The sequence below is a fragment of the Flavobacterium koreense genome (genome assembly GCF_054776075.1).
In genome coordinates this window covers 61,207-77,441 of sequence record NZ_BAAHCF010000042.1, presented here as the reverse complement: position 1 = coordinate 77,441, position 16,235 = coordinate 61,207, and the positions used below count along the sequence as shown (strand labels likewise).

Below are 16,235 nucleotides of genomic sequence, written 5' to 3'. Positions count from 1 at the left end.
ACGCAATAGTAGTAAGCACTTTTTTTAATTATTTTTTAATATGCTTTTGCAAACAACACTCTACCAGTAGATTTAGCTCCAGAAAAAATACATTTTCCATCCTCTTCTACTCTATCTAATGGGATACATCTGATGGTAGCTTTAGTCAAATCTTTAATTTTTTCTTCTGTTTCTTGTGTTCCATCCCAATGAGCCGAAATAAAACCTCCTTTATTTTCTAATACTTCTTTAAATTCTTCGAAAGAATTCACCTCTGTTATATGAGCAGTTCTGTAATCTATTGCTTTTTGGAATAAATCTTTTTGAATTGTATCTAACAAATCACTTACATAAGCAACAATTTCTTCTTTAGAAACTACTTCTTTAGTTAGTGTATCTCTTCTTGCCACCTCAAAAGTTCCGTTTTCAAGATCTTTCGGTCCAACCGCTATCCTTACTGGAACTCCTTTTAATTCCCATTCTGCAAATTTGAATCCTGGTTTTTGAGTAGTTCTATTATCATATTTGATAGAAATATTCAATTTTTTGAATTGAGCCATCAAACCATTTACAACTTCAGATATTTTTTCAAACTCTTCATCAGTTTTAAAGATTGGAACAATAACAACTTGTATAGGAGCTAAATTTGGAGGCAAAACCAATCCATTATCGTCAGAATGAGTCATAACTAATGCTCCCATTAAACGTGTTGATACACCCCAAGATGTTCCCCAAACATATTCTTGCTTTCCTTCTTGATTAGCATATTTAACATCAAAAGCTTTTGCGAAATTTTGCCCTAAGAAATGTGAAGTTCCTGCTTGAAGTGCCTTACCATCTTGCATAAGTGCTTCAATACAATAAGTCTCTTCAGCACCGGCAAAACGTTCTGTCTCAGTTTTTAATCCTTTAATTACAGGAATAGCCATGAAATTTTCTGCAAAATCTGCATAAACATTCATCATTTTTTCAGACTCTTCAATAGCTTCTGCCTTGGTAGCATGAGCTGTGTGACCTTCTTGCCACAAAAACTCAGCAGTTCTTAAAAACAAACGCGTTCTCATCTCCCAACGAACCACATTTGCCCATTGATTAATTAGCAAAGGTAAATCTCTATAGGATTGAACCCATCCTTTATAAGTAGACCAAATGATAGCTTCACTTGTGGGACGAACAATTAATTCTTCTTCCAATTTAGCATTTGGGTCTACCATTAATTTACCTGGACGTGTTTCATCATTTTTTAAACGATAATGCGTCACAATGGCACATTCTTTAGCAAAACCTTCAGCATTTTTTTCTTCAGCTTCAAACATACTCTTGGGAACAAATAAAGGAAAATAGGCATTACTATGTCCTGTTTCTTTAAACATTCTGTCTAATTCTGCTTGCATTTTTTCCCATATTGCATAACCGTATGGCTTAATTACCATACAACCTCTTACACCTGAGTTCTCCGCTAAATCTGCTTTAACCACAAGTTCGTTATACCATTTGGAATAATCCTCTTCTCTTTTTGTTAAGTTCTTACTCATAATGAATAGTTTGGCATAAAAATTGTTTAACTTATTTTAACTAAATAGTTCGGCAAAACTAACTATTTTTGTATTGTCCAACAATAAAAATGCTATAGATATGAAAACAAATTATTTTTTTACCAAAAAAATCTCCATTTATTCTGTATTTGGGCTTTTTGCATTGATTGCAACTTCTTGTGGCTCATACCAAAACACCTCTTATTACGATAATGATGGTATTTATGGTTCAACAGACAACAAACCTAAACAAACTGAGGAATCAAAAGCTAATAGTGCTTATTATAAAGAGTACTTCAGTTCATTAAATCAAGAAAGTCAAGAAGTTTTTACGGATGTAGAAACTTATTCGTCTTACAACGATACAGTTGCTAAAAATGATACTCAAACCAATGTAAACTATGCTAGTTGGGGTTCAAACAATCCTGAAAATATCACCATCAATGTTTATGACAATGGTTGGGGATGGAATAATTGGGGATGGAACACCGGATGGGGATGGAACAATGGATGGTATGGAAATGGATGGGGTTGGGGTTGGAACTCATGGTACGGACCTAACTGGGGTTGGGGATGGAACAATTGGTATGGCCCAGGATGGGGATGGAATAATGGTTGGTATGGCAACGGTTGGTATGGCAATGGTTGGGGTTGGAACAATGGTTGGAATGGAAATAACTATGCCTATTCTAACGGAAGAAGAAATTCAAATTACAATAACAATATGAACAGTCCTTTAGGAAACAGAAGAGTTTCTAATTTAGGAAATACAAGAAATTCAAATTTTGGAGGAGTTAGACCTACTAATTCTTCTGTAAGAAATCCAAATACTACAAGAAGTGATTATCAAACTGGCGGTATAAGACCTACTAATACTACTGTTAGAAATCCAAATACGACTAGAAATGATTATCAAACAGGTGGTGTAAGACCAACTAGTAGCCCTACAAGAACTGATAACAACACCGTTAGACCTACAACGACTACTCCTGTAAGAACGAACACGAACACTAGAAGTTATGATAGTCCTAGATCTTATTCTCCAAGTCCAAGTAGCAGCGGAGGTGGTAGCTTCGGTGGTGGAGGCGGTGGAGGTAGATCGTCTGGCGGAGGTAGAAGATAATCATCAATCAAAACAAAAATTTTATGAAAAAGATATTTGCAATTGCGATAGCAACATTAGCTATCTCATCAATTCAAGCACAAGATATTAATGATGCTTTGCGTTATGGTCAAACTGATTTGAACGGAACAGCTCGTTTTAGGGCAATGGGTGGAGCTTTTGGAGCTCTAGGTGGTGATTTTTCATCACTCAATGTAAACCCAGCAGGTTCTGTGATATTTGCTAACAATCAAGTGAGTTTGACATTAAGTAATTTTAATATAAAAAATAACTCAAACTATTTTGGAAATAAAACATCAGAAAACAACAACTCGTTCGATTTAAATCAAGCTGGAGCCGTTTTTATATTTGAAAATGGAAGTGCCAAAAGCGATTGGAAGAAATTTGCAGTAGCTGTAAATTATGAAAATGCTAGAAATTTAGATAATTCTTTATTTTCTTCTGGAACAAATAGAGTAAATTCTATTGATAAATACTTTTTGAGTTACGCTAACGGAGTTCCTTTTGGAAACTTAAACAACTTCTATTTTGACGAATTGTATTTTAACGAACAACAAGCTTACCTTGGTTATAATTCATACATAATTGATCCAAACAATAGTGCAGATCCAAACAATGTAGACTATTATACTAACATCGCTGGAGGTGGCAACTATTACCAAGAAAACGCAATAGAAAGTACTGGATATAATGGAAAACTTACTTTCAATGCTTCTACTCAGTATAAAGATAAATTCTCATTTGGAATTAATTTAAACTCCCACTTTATTGATTACAAACAATCAACAAGTTTTTTTGAAGCCAATGACAATCCAAAATACACTATTGGTTCTACAGTAGATAGAGTTCGTTTTAACAACCAACTTTATACTTACGGAACTGGTTTCTCTTTCAATATTGGAACTATTTTCAAACCAACTAAAGAAGTAAGATTAGGTTTAGCTTATGAATCTCCAACATGGTACAAACTTAACGATGAATTATCTCAACAAGTTGTAACTTCGGGTTATGGATTGAATCCAGCTCAAGATAATACTTTGTATTCAACTCAAGTTACAGATCCAAACGTTACTATGATTTTTCAACCTTATAAATTACAAACTCCAGGAAAATGGACAGGAAGTTTTGCTTATATCTTTGGAAAAAAAGGGTTGATTAGTCTTGATTATTCTATGAAAGATTATAGCAACATGGAATATAGACCTCAAAACGATTTTCCTAATGAAAACAGATCAATGAGAAACTTGTTAACTACCTCAAGTGAAGTTAGATTGGGTACAGAATACAAAATCAAAAAATGGAGTTTAAGAGGTGGTTACCGTTGGGAACAAAGTCCTTACAAAAATGGTAATGCCATTGGCGATTTAACAGGTTACTCTGGTGGATTAGGATATAATTTTGGTTCAACCAAAGTAGACTTAGCTTACGCTCATACTAAAAGAAATTACAATTTACAATTCTTCTCGCAAGGACTTGTTGATCCAGCAAGAATTGAAAATATAACAGATAATGTAACTCTTACTTTAATATTTGAGTTGTAATCTCATCAAAAACATTTAAAGAAACCATTCGTTTTCGGATGGTTTTTTTTTATGCATTAAGCTTAGAAGGAAATTCATAGTTTCTGAAACAACTTCAAATTAATTATTGTAATTTTGCACTCCAATTAAATTAAGGTATGAGAACCAAATCGTTAAAGAAAAATAAAATCAATGTCATTACACTAGGATGTTCTAAAAACACTTACGATAGTGAGGTTTTAATGGGACAATTGAAAGCTAGTGGCAAAGATGTTGTGCATGAACAAGAAGGAAATATTGTAGTAATAAACACCTGTGGATTTATTGATAATGCTAAGGCAGAATCTGTAAATACCATCTTAGAATATGCCGATAAAAAAGAACGCGGAATTGTAGATAAAGTATTCGTTACCGGATGTTTGTCTGAACGCTACCGTCCTGATTTAGAAAAGGAAATCCCGAATGTTGATCAATATTTTGGCACTACAGAATTACCTCTTTTATTGAAAGCGCTTGGTGCTGATTACAAGCACGAATTACTTGGTGAACGACTTACAACAACACCAAAAAACTATGCCTATTTAAAAATTGCTGAAGGTTGTGATAGACCTTGTAGTTTTTGTGCCATTCCAATTATGCGAGGCAAACACGTTTCACAATCTATTGAAAAATTGGTTAAAGAAGCTGAAGGTTTAGCAAAAAATGGCGTAAAAGAATTGATTCTAATTGCACAAGATTTAACCTATTATGGTTTGGATTTATACAAAAAACGTAATCTTGCCGAATTACTTGAAAACCTTGTGAAAGTAGAAGGAATTGAATGGATTCGTTTGCATTATGCCTTCCCTACTGGTTTTCCGATGGATGTATTGGAATTGATGAAACGCGAACCAAAAATCTGTAATTATATTGATATTCCGTTGCAGCATATTTCTGATAAGATTTTAAAATCTATGAAACGTGGTACAACAAAAGAAAAGACTACCAAATTATTAAAAGATTTTCGTGAAGCCGTTCCTGGAATGACGATTAGAACTACTTTAATTGTTGGTTATCCTGGAGAAACTCAAGAGGATTTTGAAATCATGAGAGATTGGGTTCAAGAAATGAAATTTGAACGCTTGGGTTGCTTTACCTACTCTCACGAAGAAAATACTGGTGCGTTTGTTCTCGAAGATGATGTTCCTGAAGAAGTAAAAAAAGCTCGTGCACAAGAAATAATGGATTTACAATCACAAATTTCATGGGATTTGAATCAAGAAAAAGTAGGTCAAACATTTAAATGTATTATCGACAGAAAAGAAGGTGAACATTTTGTTGGCAGAACCGAATTTGATAGTCCAGATGTAGATAATGAAGTTCTTATTGATGCAGCAAAATTCTATGTTAAAACTGGAGAATTTGTAAATGTAAAAATCATTGAAGCGACAGAATATGATTTATATGGTGAACCTGTATAATTTGAAATATTTTTTCTAAATTTGATTTTCTAAACAATTTGATAATGAAAACATTAAAATCAGTTTTTACAACAAGTTTACTATTAGGTTCTATAACATTAGCATCAGCTCAATTTGGTGGGAATGGAATGAATAACGGAATGAATAATGGAATGGGTACAAGAAACCAACAAAGTATCCAAAACACCAATAATTTTGGTCGCTATGAAAAAAGTCCTGAAGAAATAGAAAAAGAAAGAGCAGAAAACATTGAAAAATCTGTTGAAGCTTTAAAAACAGAGTTAAAATTAGATGAACTTCAAATTATAGTCATCCGCAAAGAAATTGAAACAAGTACAAAAAAAATATTTGCTGTTGTAAAAAACGAAGAACTATCTGACGAAGATAAAGCCAAAGAAATTGAAGCAATCTCCGAAAAAACAGATACCACAATAAATACTTTTTTGAATGCTGAGCAAAAAGAAAAGTACAAAAAGTTTATCGAAAACCGAAGAGATAAATTAGACAAACTGAAAGACAAACGATTGAGATAAAAACTCAAATAAAAAACAAATAAAAAACTCCTAAACAATCAAGTTTAGGAGTTTTTCGCGTTATTAACCAACCTTATAATCAATTATGATTTTGCTACAACAGTACCTTTAAAAGTTAAAACTTTCGGATTAACATCAGCACTTGTTGTAACGGTAACAGTTTTTGTAAATGAACCAGCAGCTGCAGCATTATAGGTAGCTTTTACATATCCTGTTTTTCCTGGCGCAATAGATTCTTTAGTATAATCTGCAGCAGTACAACCACATGCAGGTTTTACATTTGTAATAATAACTGCTTTAGTACTTGTATTTTTAAATTGAAATTCAATCAATTTTGGTGTTCCTTGAGGAATTTGTCCTACGTCGATAGTTTCGCTTTTCCAAGCAATAGAACCTGCTTCCGAAGTTTTTACTGTTGGAGTTTCTTCTTTAGAAATTACTGTAAATGACATTAATCCTAAAGTCAAAGCTAACATTGAAATTTTTAAAATTTTCATATTTTTATTTGTTTAAATTTGTTTTGTTTTAAAGTCCACTATAAATGAACAATACAAAGATAAGTCAACAACTATTTTACTTCTGTTAATCGATTTCAAATGTTTGTTAATGACTTGTTAACTGAAAAAAGTTGGTGCTTTTTTTTAGTAATATTACCTTTTGAAACACATCAATATTGAAAACTAAAAACCTCAACATAATAATCGTTCTCGGATTAGTTGCTACAATTGGAATATTGATAGCACAATTACTATGGACAAAAGAAGCCTTCAACTTAGAAGAAAAAAAATTCTCTCAACGCACTCATATTGCTCTTTTAGAAGTAGTTAAAAAACTTTACCAAGGAACAAATAGTGAGCTTCCAATACAAAATCCGATTAAGAAAATTGCTAATGATTATTATATTGTTAATGTAGAAAACGATTTTCAACCCGATATTTTAGAACATTATTTAAAATCGGAATTCACTAAATTCAATATCAACACCGATTTTGAATATGCCATGTACAATTGTCAAAGTGACGAAATGGTTTATGGCAATTACGTTTCTTTTGGAGATAAAAAAGCGATTCAAAAATCGGTTTATTTTCCTAAACACGAAAACTTGGTCTATTATTTCGCCATTCGTTTTCCTGACGAAACTAGTTATTTGTTGAGCTCTTTGCGTTTTTGGTTTGTGCTTTCCATTGCATTAATTATCATTTTATTGGTTTACGTATATTCCATTTACACCATTATCCAACAAAAGAAATACTCTGAATTGCAACGCGATTTTATCAATAATATGACGCACGAGTTTAAGACTCCGCTATCCTCCATCCTACTCGCTTCAACCTATTTGAATAAACAAGAAGTCATTCAAAAAGATACTAAACTCGAAAAATACACCGAGATTATCATCAATCAAAGTAAAAAGCTAAACAGTCATATTGAGCAAATTTTAAACATTGCCAAGTCGGATAATGCTCCTATGACGATGAATAAAAAAGAAATTCTAGTGGTACCGATAATAAAAGATGTAATTGAAAACATGCAATTAAAACATCCTAATTTATCCGTAAAAATTAATGCAGATGAAACTACAAAAATCAATGCAGATGAATTTCATTTTACCAACATCGTTTACAATCTTTTAGATAATTCTATAAAATATTGTGATGAAAACCCAACGATTTTGATTGATATTTTAGAAGATAAAAACAAAATCAAATTGGATTTTTCAGATAATGGAATTGGCGTTTCTAATAAAAATTTAAATTTTATCTTTGATAAATTTTACAGAATTCCGAGTACAAAAAGCAACGAAGTGAATGGTTTCGGACTTGGTTTGTACTACGTAAAGAAAATCTGTACCCAACATAATTGGAAAATTTTCGCCAGTAATAATGACGATAAAGGAATCACAATTTCAATTGAAATACCTAAATAACTAAGTAAATAATTCAGCATAAAATGACAAAATATAAAATTCTTTACGCCGAAGACGACGAAACGCTTGCCTTTCTAACCAAAGACAATTTAGAAATGCACTACGATGTAACCCATTGCACTGATGGCGAAATGTGTCTTAAAGCTTTTAAAAGTGAAGCTTTTGATATTTGTATTTTTGATATTATGATGCCCAAAATGGATGGTTTTGAACTAGCTGAAAAAATTCGTCAGTTGAATGCTGATGTGCCTATCATCTTTTTGTCGGCAAAAACCTTGAAAGAAGACCGAATTAAAGGATTGCGTCTTGGAGCAGATGACTATTTAGTAAAACCCTTTAGCATCGAAGAATTGTTGCTTAAAATCGAAATTTTCTTAAAGCGTTCTCAGAAAAATACTACGGTAGAAAACGTGATTTATACTGTTGGAAAATACCAATTCGATCACAAAAACTATTTGGTATTTACCGATTCCGAAAAAATTAGTTTGACGCAACGTGAAGCCGAATTATTAAAACTATTTCTAGACAACAAAAATGTGGTGATGAAACGAGAAGAAATTCTCAAATCACTTTGGGGCAACGACGATTATTTTATGGGAAGAAGTTTGGATGTTTTCATCTCTAGATTGCGTAAAATTCTTGCAAACGAAAAAGGAATTACCATTGAAAATTTACACGGAATTGGTTTCAAATTTAATGTTGAATAATTACTCTTTCAACACTCTATTGATTTGAACAAAGCTTCTTGAATAGTAGCCTTCTTTGGTGGATGAAATCATTACTCCAGCGCTAGTTGACGAGTGAATGAACTTAATTTCGTCTTCCAAAACTTCAGTAATCATTCCAACATGGCTTATTCTTGAACCTCCAAAAGTGGCAAAGAAGATTAAATCACCTTTTTGGGCTTGCGATTTATTTATTCGCTCACCAACACCTGCCATTTCATGAGACGAACGTGGCAAAGTCATATCTATGCTTTTAAAAGTATGAAACATTAAACCTGAGCAATCAAATCCTGCACTGGTTGTTCCTCCTCTTCTATAACGAGTTCCAATATGTTCTGAAGCTTTTTCTATTAAAAATTCGGCCTTAGTTAAGTTGGCTGCCGATAAAGGTTTAGCAGTTTCAATTTCCTTTTGCACCTCAACCACTTCCGATTTATTTACCGCTGGTTCGCCAGTTCCTTTTCTGATGATTAAAAACTGATCTACTTTTAAGCCATTGGCTACACTTGGATTTAGTTTTGTCAATTCTTCTATAGAAACTCCAGTTTGTTTAGAAATTCCGTATAAGGTTTCTTTAGGCAATACTTTGTGCACCACATCCACATTAGAAACAAGATGTTCTACTTTAGTTTCTGTAACTACTTCTTTTATTGGATTTTGTTCTTGAACCACCTTTTCAGGAAGCGTTGCTTCTTCCATATTAGGTAATTGCAATTTCATTCCAGCTTTTAGATTACTTGTTTTTAAAACCGGATTTAATTCGCACAACGTTTCCATAGAAACACCATATTTTTTAGAAATACTGTACAAAGTTTCTTTTGATTTTACACTATGCGTAGCTTTCGAAGCACCTTGAACTTCTTTAATCTGAACTTGTTTCAGATTCTCTTCACTTTCTATAGCTTCTTTTTTAGCAACAATCGTTTCTTTCTTAGTTGCTTTTTCTTTTTCTTTAAACTTCTTATTCGGAATTTTAACCTCAGCATTCAAACCCAAAACAGCGCCTTTCAATTTGGGATTCAAATCAAAGATTTCCGATTGGGTTACGTCGTATTTTTTGGCGATAGAATAAATAGATTCACCTGATTTCACCTTGTGTTTAATTACTTTTTGAGCAAAAGTTTGGGCAGATAAAAACAGAAAGAACAGTATAAATAGTTTGAAAAATTTCATGAGTTAAGTATAATTCTCAGCACTAAAATGTGCCATTAAAAAGTTTTGCAATTTACAAATAAATGTGCATTTCATCGATGTTTTTTAACTTAAATTTAAAAAACAACCTATTTATCGACCAAAAATTAAATACTTTTCAATAATTGAAACTTAATAAACTCCTAAGTAAATTTTAATTATTTTTACATCATAAAATTATATGCCATGAATTGGAGTGCAAAAATTATAAGCCATAACGGCGAAAAACGAATTGCTGTTTATTTTGAAAAGAATAAAGATTTAATTGAACGAATAAAAAAACTTGAAGGTTCACGATGGAGTCAAAGTTTGAGGGTTTGGCATTTGCCAGATACTGAAAAATATAGAAATCAATTTCAAATTATATTTCCTGAAACTAAACTTATTAATGAAGAAGGAATTGAAGCAATTGCTAAGTTTACGCTTTGGTTACGCTCCAAACGTTATAGCGAAAAAACTATAATAACCTATTGTGACGGATTGAAATCCTTTTTAGTTTTCTACAATAAAAAGCCTATACAATCAATTACAAATGAAGATGTTATAATTTTTAATAATGAATATATAATTAAAAATAAATTATCAGAATCATATCAAAATCAAATTGTTAATGCAATAAAGTTATATTTCAAAATAATTAGAGAGACCAAAATTGATATTGAAAAAATACATAGACCAAAGAGAGCAAAAACACTTCCAAATGTTTTAAGTAAAGAAGAAGTCAAAGCCATTCTTGAAGCGCCAACCAATATAAAACACAAGATGATGTTGAGTTTAATATATAGCTGTGGTTTGCGCAGCGGAGAATTATTAGCACTTGAACCTAAACATATTGACTCAAAACGAAACATTGTTTTACTTAAAAATTCAAAAGGAAAGAAAGATCGAATCGCACCATTGAGTCCAAAAATATTAGAATTATTGAGATCCTACTATCTAATGTATAAACCTGTTAAATATTTATTTGAAGGAAATATTATTGGAGAACAATATTCAGAAAAAAGCTTACAAAGCATAATAAAACAATCAATAAAAAAAGCTTCTATAAAAAAACCAGTTACACTACATTGGTTGCGTCATAGTTATGCAACTCATTTACTAGAAAGCGGAACCGATTTAAGATATATTCAAGAATTATTAGGCCACAGTAGTAGTAAAACAACAGAAATATACACACATGTTAGCACAAAAAACATTCAGCAAATAAAAAGTCCATTTGATGATTTGTAATATTTTTTTCATATTTTTACAATATGATTAGTCTGTACTTTGTCAGACTAATACAACCCTTTTTGGGTGTATTAGGATGATAACGTCAGACTTATATACAAGTTGGCAGTAACTTATGAAAAACTGAACTTAAAAATTATGGATATAAATATAAATAACTTTAGAAGCTTTGAAAATCAGAATTTTGATTTTTCTCGAATAAACATTTTAATCGGAGAAAATAGTGGTGGTAAAAGTTCATTACTCAAGTTTTTATTATCTCTAAAACAAACAATTGATTCTCCTTTAGAAAGTAATTTAAAATTAAGAGGTGATTTAACAGATTTAGGAAACTATCAAGAAGTTGTAAAAGATAAAATTAAATCAAAAAAAATTCAATTTGGTTTTTCAAATGGTGAAGAATATTTGAAATATTTTTTAGATTTCATTAATAGATTTGAAAAAGAAAATGAAAAATTAGAAAACTCAATTATTGTATCTTTATTAAATGATATTACAAAAAACAATTCTAAAACTAGCGTAAATTTCTCAATTACTTCAATTCTTAATAATCATAAAAACATAACTACAGTTGTAAAAAATGAATCATTTGGCAGAATTATTATAAAGAGCAAAAAATTAGAGACTTACGATTCTCAAAGAGAATTATCTACTTCACTATTTATAAAATTTAAAAATTTTGAATATGAACTTAAAAATTGTTTAACCTATAAAGAAGGATTTTTTACTTTATTTGATTCTGATATTAGAAAAAAAATTTTAGCAATTAAAGAAATTGAAAATCATGAAGAAATATATTATAAAGTAATTTTCCTTTTAATTTATCAAAATTATTGCATGGAGTTTATTGATGGAATCCGTTTTGTAAATCCAATAGGTAATTCACCAAAAAGATTATACTTTCAGGAGGATAAAAAATCAAATTATAAATTAATTGATATTGAAAAATTTATAAATATTTTAGGAGATCCATCATTAACAGAAAGAGAATTTAAACATAGAATTACAGAACTTAATAAAATAATTAAAAGCTCAGGTATTGCTGAAGAAATTGACATTGTTAAAAATAAAGATTTACCTGTTTTAGCATTAAACGTTAAAACAAAAGATTTTTGGGCTAATATTACTGATGTTGGTTATGGTGTTTCATTACAGTTACCTATATTATTTCAAGCTCTTATTTCTGAACAATTTACAAAGAATAAAGAAACTCTATTAATTGAACAACCAGAAGTTCATTTACATCCTTCATTGCAAGCACGATTCATTGAAACATTATTAAGTATTGGTAAAAAAAACCAATATTTCATCGAAACACATAGCGAACACATTATTAGAAAACTACAGATTCTAATAAAAATGAAGAAATATGATTTAAAACCATCTGATATTACAATTCATTATTTTAAACGAACAGAAACAAAGTTTGAAATAACTAAACACAATATTGATGAATATGGTCGTTTATCTCCGAATTTCCCGACAGGCTTTTATGACAATACTTATAACTTAGTAAAAGAATTATTATAATGACTGTATTACCATCAATTGATATTTTTAATAAATATTCATCAAATACTAGAGATAAATCTTTTAGTGATATTAATAGTATTTTTTTTAATAATCAAGTTGACGTTTTATTGACACGTAAATACATTGAATTGCTCGAAAATGAAATTGTTGATATTGATGTTTTTAGTGCTTTACTTGTTGAATTAAGTGATAATAATAGGATTGCAATCAATACGATAGAAGCAGATGGACAAGCTACGAGTCAAAATATTTGTGAAAAATTATATGTAGCAAATATTGATAATATTGAATCTCTTTTTCTAATTAGTAAAACAGAAAATTTAAATGTTCTTCATTACAAATACGACTCAATAGATGAAAATAGTAAGAACAAAGAATTTTTATTATTTGAACTATTAAGATGCAATAAAATTATTTTTAAATATTATGATTTCAACAATGATAATGATATTCAAAATTTATTTAAAAAAATATTTAATTTGCCACATAGACTTAGTCGAATAAATATTTATAACAGATATATTGAAACAAATTATTTTCAATTTCTAAAAAATAAATCTATATTTTATTATAATCTATCAACTGGAAATAATAGACAGAGAATAAATGAATACATCGCTAATTTACAAGCCTTAAAAGATGAATTGGGCAGAAATGTTAATTTATTTTCAACACATAATCCAAATTTAATTCATGAAAGAAAATTATTTTTTAATCATATAATACTAACAATGGACAATTCATTTAATTACACAATAAAAAATGAACCAAATTGGATTATAACAATTGAATCTGACAAAAAAAAATGTCTTAATGAATGGATTAAAAAAAACGTACAATTTAGAAGATTGAACTAAAATTTAAGCTACTGCCAACACGCGTTTTGCGCTATTGCGAAAATTGTGGTAGCCGGACGTTTTTCTTTCGCAAGAAATATTATCTTTAACAGAAAATAATCAGTTCCGAAGCTCGCAACAGACGCAAAGCGCGGGAACGTTATGCCTCATTGTATGAGTGAGCGGAAAAAAGAAATCATAGAATTAAAAACAAACAATTTTTTTCCTAATAAATTTGAAAAATGTACTTTTACAAAATAAAATAATTACAAATAATAATGTCAAAAAAAAGAGCCGAAAGTAGAACAAGATATTTTATCCGAACTCAAAGTGAAAAAAGAAGATGGAATGTTTCACATATTTCTAAAGGAGGCGATTTTGTTGAAGAACAAGAAATAATTAACTCATTTCCGACTATTGGTCTAGGATTAGATAAACCAGACTTTTTAGTTTGTTTTAAAGGAGAACCAGTAATGGTAATTGAAGCTAAAAACGAAGCTAAAAAAATTGATGACGCTATAAATCAAGCAATTGGTTATTGCGAAACAATAAATTCAACAAAAAAATTTAATATCAAAATTGCTGTTGGGGTTGCTGGTGAAGAAGACAATGGTTTTTTTGTAAAAGTAAAATATCTACAAGGAAATACTTGGAAAGAATTAAAATCTAATGGTTATGAAATTTCAACAATTCCATCAAAAAAAGAAATCGAACTAGCAATTTCTGCTGATGATGGAACAACAAATGTTTCTGTTCCTAGTAGTGCAGAATTTATTGATGCCGCAATCGAGTTATCTAAAATTTTAAGATATGCAAAAATTGAAGCTCCATTAAGACCCAAAGTTATAGGAGCGATTGCACTTGGTATGTATCAAGGAGAAATTGATACTACAAGTGGAAAAGAATTAGATTCTTTAAACAAATTAATTAAGGATGCAATTGAAGAAAGTGTTGATTTAAGACCAGATACAAAAGTAAGACTTGAAGAAGCTTTAAAGTTAAGCGGTGGAGATTTCTCGAGATTAAGTTCTAAAATTCAAAGAATAATTTCTATTTTAAAGCGATTAAATATTAGGTCAGTTTTACAAACTGATACTGATTTTCTTGGTCTTTTCTACGAAGCATTTTTAAGATACGGTTATGATAACAATGCTTTAGGTATAGTATTTACTCCTAGACATATGACTAGGTTTTGTGTTGATTTAATTGGAGCAAGATTAGGAGATAGAGTTATAGACATTGCAAGTGGAACTGGAGGCTTTTTAGTTGCAGCATTTGATGAAATGATGTCAAAAGCAAAAGGACCAAAAGCAATCTCTAAAATAAAGCAATCACTTTATGGATTTGATACAAACCCAACTGTTTGGGCTTTAGCAACTCTAAATATGTTTTTCCGTGGCGATGGAAAAAGTCATATCGAAAATAGTAATTGTTTTGACAACAAAACAGAAATTGAAGGAAAATTTACTAGAGCATTTTTAAATCCTCCTTTTTCACAAGAAGAAGAGCCAGAAAGAGATTTTATAGATGTTGCATTAGATGCACTTGAACCAGGTGGCTTAATCGCAGTTGTTGTCAAAGCAGGAATTTTTGCTGATGATGATAATAAAGTTTGGAGACAAAAGCTTGTAAAAAACCATTCAATTTTAGGTGTTATAAGTTTACCCGAAGATTTATTCTATCCTACAGCTGCACCGACATCAATTTTTATCGCTAAAGCTCATATTCCTCAATCTGAAAGTGAAAAAGTATTTATGGGCAGAATTTGGAATGATGGATACGTAAAACTTAAAGGAAAAAGAGTTGAATGTGAGGGTTCGCAACTTGAAGAAATTTTAAATTCTTTTGAAAGTTTTAAAAACAATAATAAATTTAAATCAGATTTAGCTACGACTATAAGTGCGTTAAAAATCATAGATGGTCAAGAATTCAGTCCTCAACAATGGTTACCACAACCAAAAATTACTGAATTAGAACTAAAAAAACAGGAGCAAACTTTGATTTTATCATTGTTTCAAGCAGTTTCTTCAATACCTGAACTAGCAGATGAAGTTTTAGAAGATTTTCCTGAAAACATAAATGATTCTGAAATTCTTCCATACGGAAAGAAAGGAGTTTTGACCGATTTTTTTGTAGTTGCAAATGGAAAATCTTCAGGAGAGAAAAATTATTCTGAAGGGAATTGTCCTTATATTTCAAGTGGTGATTCAACAAATAGTATTATAAGATTAGTTTCTGACGATGAACCTGAAATTTTTGAAGATGGTGCGATAACTGTTACTGCTTTTGGTCAAGCATATGTTCAGCCTTGGAGATTTATGGCTCGTGGTAATGGTGGTAGTTCTGTTAGAGTTTTGTTACCAAAATTTAAAATGTCATTTAATGAATTATTATGGTTTGCTACACAAATAAACATTCAAAAATGGCGCTTTTTTTACGGCAGAATGGCTATTAAATCAAGATTGGAAAGATTAGAAATTGATTGTCCAAAAAAAGCAATTAATGATTCTGGAAATTCAGTTTTTGAAAGAATCGATGAGTTTAGAAATAAACTATTTGAATTAAGCGAATTCTAAAAAACAACGAGGCATAACAGCGGTTTCAAGAAATGGCGAGGCTCGGGATTTATCAGAAATTGGAAAG

At 30.5% G+C, this 16,235-nt stretch carries 13 protein-coding genes; 10 read left to right on the top strand and 3 right to left on the bottom strand.

What is annotated here, in order from left to right; all coding sequences use genetic code 11:
• Positions 1 to 35: 35 nt before the first annotated feature.
• Positions 36 to 1,514 carry a proline--tRNA ligase gene (proS, locus tag ACYU7A_RS13845; RefSeq protein WP_460577467.1) on the bottom strand — a complete coding sequence of 493 codons (1,479 nt, stop codon included), beginning with the start codon at positions 1,512 to 1,514 and terminating at the stop codon, positions 36 to 38.
• 100 nt (positions 1,515 to 1,614) lie between these two features.
• Here proS and ACYU7A_RS13840 point away from each other — a divergent pair, with 100 nt between their 5' ends.
• The 4 genes from ACYU7A_RS13840 (at position 1,615) to ACYU7A_RS13825 (ending at position 6,150) form a co-directional block, all read left to right on the top strand.
• Positions 1,615 to 2,637 carry a hypothetical protein gene (locus ACYU7A_RS13840; RefSeq protein ID WP_460577465.1) on the top strand — a complete coding sequence of 341 codons (1,023 nt, stop codon included), beginning with the start codon at positions 1,615 to 1,617 and terminating at the stop codon, positions 2,635 to 2,637.
• A gap of 23 nt (positions 2,638 to 2,660) precedes the next feature.
• Positions 2,661 to 4,178 carry an OmpP1/FadL family transporter gene (locus tag ACYU7A_RS13835; RefSeq protein WP_460577464.1) on the top strand — a complete coding sequence of 506 codons (1,518 nt, stop codon included), beginning with the start codon at positions 2,661 to 2,663 and terminating at the stop codon, positions 4,176 to 4,178.
• Positions 4,179 to 4,315: 137 nt separating this feature from the next.
• A complete protein-coding gene (gene rimO, locus ACYU7A_RS13830; RefSeq protein ID WP_344816178.1) occupies positions 4,316 to 5,617 on the top strand; it encodes a 30S ribosomal protein S12 methylthiotransferase RimO in 1,302 nt (433 codons plus the stop codon).
• 44 nt (positions 5,618 to 5,661) lie between these two features.
• Positions 5,662 to 6,150 (top strand): hypothetical protein, encoded by a 489-nt coding sequence (locus ACYU7A_RS13825; RefSeq protein ID WP_460577462.1) that lies wholly within the window; start codon positions 5,662 to 5,664, stop codon positions 6,148 to 6,150.
• Positions 6,151 to 6,233: 83 nt separating this feature from the next.
• Here ACYU7A_RS13825 and ACYU7A_RS13820 read toward each other — a convergent pair whose 3' ends face one another.
• Positions 6,234 to 6,647, bottom strand: a complete 414-nt coding sequence (locus tag ACYU7A_RS13820) for a DUF1573 domain-containing protein (RefSeq protein ID WP_460577460.1) — start codon at positions 6,645 to 6,647, stop codon at positions 6,234 to 6,236.
• A gap of 176 nt (positions 6,648 to 6,823) precedes the next feature.
• Between ACYU7A_RS13820 and ACYU7A_RS13815 the strand changes: the two genes are divergently transcribed.
• Positions 6,824 to 8,077: a sensor histidine kinase gene (locus ACYU7A_RS13815; RefSeq protein WP_460577458.1), complete on the top strand. Its 1,254-nt coding sequence runs from the start codon at positions 6,824 to 6,826 to the stop codon at positions 8,075 to 8,077.
• Between the two features lie 23 nt (positions 8,078 to 8,100).
• Complete coding sequence (locus ACYU7A_RS13810) at positions 8,101 to 8,784, top strand: response regulator transcription factor (RefSeq protein ID WP_298303197.1); 684 nt, start codon at positions 8,101 to 8,103, stop codon at positions 8,782 to 8,784.
• On the opposite strand, the gene ACYU7A_RS13805 is transcribed toward ACYU7A_RS13810, so the two are convergent.
• Positions 8,785 to 9,975 (bottom strand): C40 family peptidase, encoded by a 1,191-nt coding sequence (locus ACYU7A_RS13805; protein WP_460577455.1) that lies wholly within the window; start codon positions 9,973 to 9,975, stop codon positions 8,785 to 8,787.
• A gap of 204 nt (positions 9,976 to 10,179) precedes the next feature.
• Here ACYU7A_RS13805 and ACYU7A_RS13800 point away from each other — a divergent pair, with 204 nt between their 5' ends.
• From ACYU7A_RS13800 to ACYU7A_RS13785, 4 genes are all read left to right on the top strand, one after another.
• A complete protein-coding gene (locus ACYU7A_RS13800; RefSeq protein ID WP_460577453.1) occupies positions 10,180 to 11,223 on the top strand; it encodes a tyrosine-type recombinase/integrase in 1,044 nt (347 codons plus the stop codon).
• A 138-nt stretch (positions 11,224 to 11,361) separates the two neighbouring features.
• The gene (locus ACYU7A_RS13795) at positions 11,362 to 12,753 is read left to right on the top strand and encodes a DUF3696 domain-containing protein (RefSeq protein ID WP_460577451.1); all 1,392 of its coding nucleotides are present in this window, start codon (positions 11,362 to 11,364) and stop codon (positions 12,751 to 12,753) included.
• On the top strand, positions 12,753 to 13,613 hold the full coding sequence (locus ACYU7A_RS13790) for a hypothetical protein (RefSeq protein ID WP_460577449.1): 861 nt from the start codon (positions 12,753 to 12,755) through the stop codon (positions 13,611 to 13,613). The genes ACYU7A_RS13795 and ACYU7A_RS13790 overlap by 1 nt, the downstream gene beginning before the upstream one ends.
• Positions 13,614 to 13,870: 257 nt before the next feature.
• The gene (locus ACYU7A_RS13785; RefSeq protein WP_460577447.1) at positions 13,871 to 16,168 is read left to right on the top strand and encodes an N-6 DNA methylase; all 2,298 of its coding nucleotides are present in this window, start codon (positions 13,871 to 13,873) and stop codon (positions 16,166 to 16,168) included.
• Positions 16,169 to 16,235 lie beyond the last annotated feature (67 nt).

Coding starts and splice junctions, on each gene's coding strand:
- ACYU7A_RS13840 (WP_460577465.1), top strand. CDS start 1,615: ATGAAAACAAATTATTTTTTTACCAAAAAAATCTCCATTTATTCTGTA.
- ACYU7A_RS13800 (WP_460577453.1), top strand. CDS start 10,180: ATGAATTGGAGTGCAAAAATTATAAGCCATAACGGCGAAAAACGAATT.
- ACYU7A_RS13835 (WP_460577464.1), top strand. CDS start 2,661: ATGAAAAAGATATTTGCAATTGCGATAGCAACATTAGCTATCTCATCA.
- ACYU7A_RS13825 (WP_460577462.1), top strand. CDS start 5,662: ATGAAAACATTAAAATCAGTTTTTACAACAAGTTTACTATTAGGTTCT.
- ACYU7A_RS13810 (WP_298303197.1), top strand. CDS start 8,101: ATGACAAAATATAAAATTCTTTACGCCGAAGACGACGAAACGCTTGCC.
- ACYU7A_RS13790 (WP_460577449.1), top strand. CDS start 12,753: ATGACTGTATTACCATCAATTGATATTTTTAATAAATATTCATCAAAT.
- rimO (WP_344816178.1), top strand. CDS start 4,316: ATGAGAACCAAATCGTTAAAGAAAAATAAAATCAATGTCATTACACTA.
- ACYU7A_RS13820 (WP_460577460.1), bottom strand. CDS start 6,647: ATGAAAATTTTAAAAATTTCAATGTTAGCTTTGACTTTAGGATTAATG.
- ACYU7A_RS13795 (WP_460577451.1), top strand. CDS start 11,362: ATGGATATAAATATAAATAACTTTAGAAGCTTTGAAAATCAGAATTTT.
- proS (WP_460577467.1), bottom strand. CDS start 1,514: ATGAGTAAGAACTTAACAAAAAGAGAAGAGGATTATTCCAAATGGTAT.
- ACYU7A_RS13785 (WP_460577447.1), top strand. CDS start 13,871: ATGTCAAAAAAAAGAGCCGAAAGTAGAACAAGATATTTTATCCGAACT.
- ACYU7A_RS13805 (WP_460577455.1), bottom strand. CDS start 9,975: ATGAAATTTTTCAAACTATTTATACTGTTCTTTCTGTTTTTATCTGCC.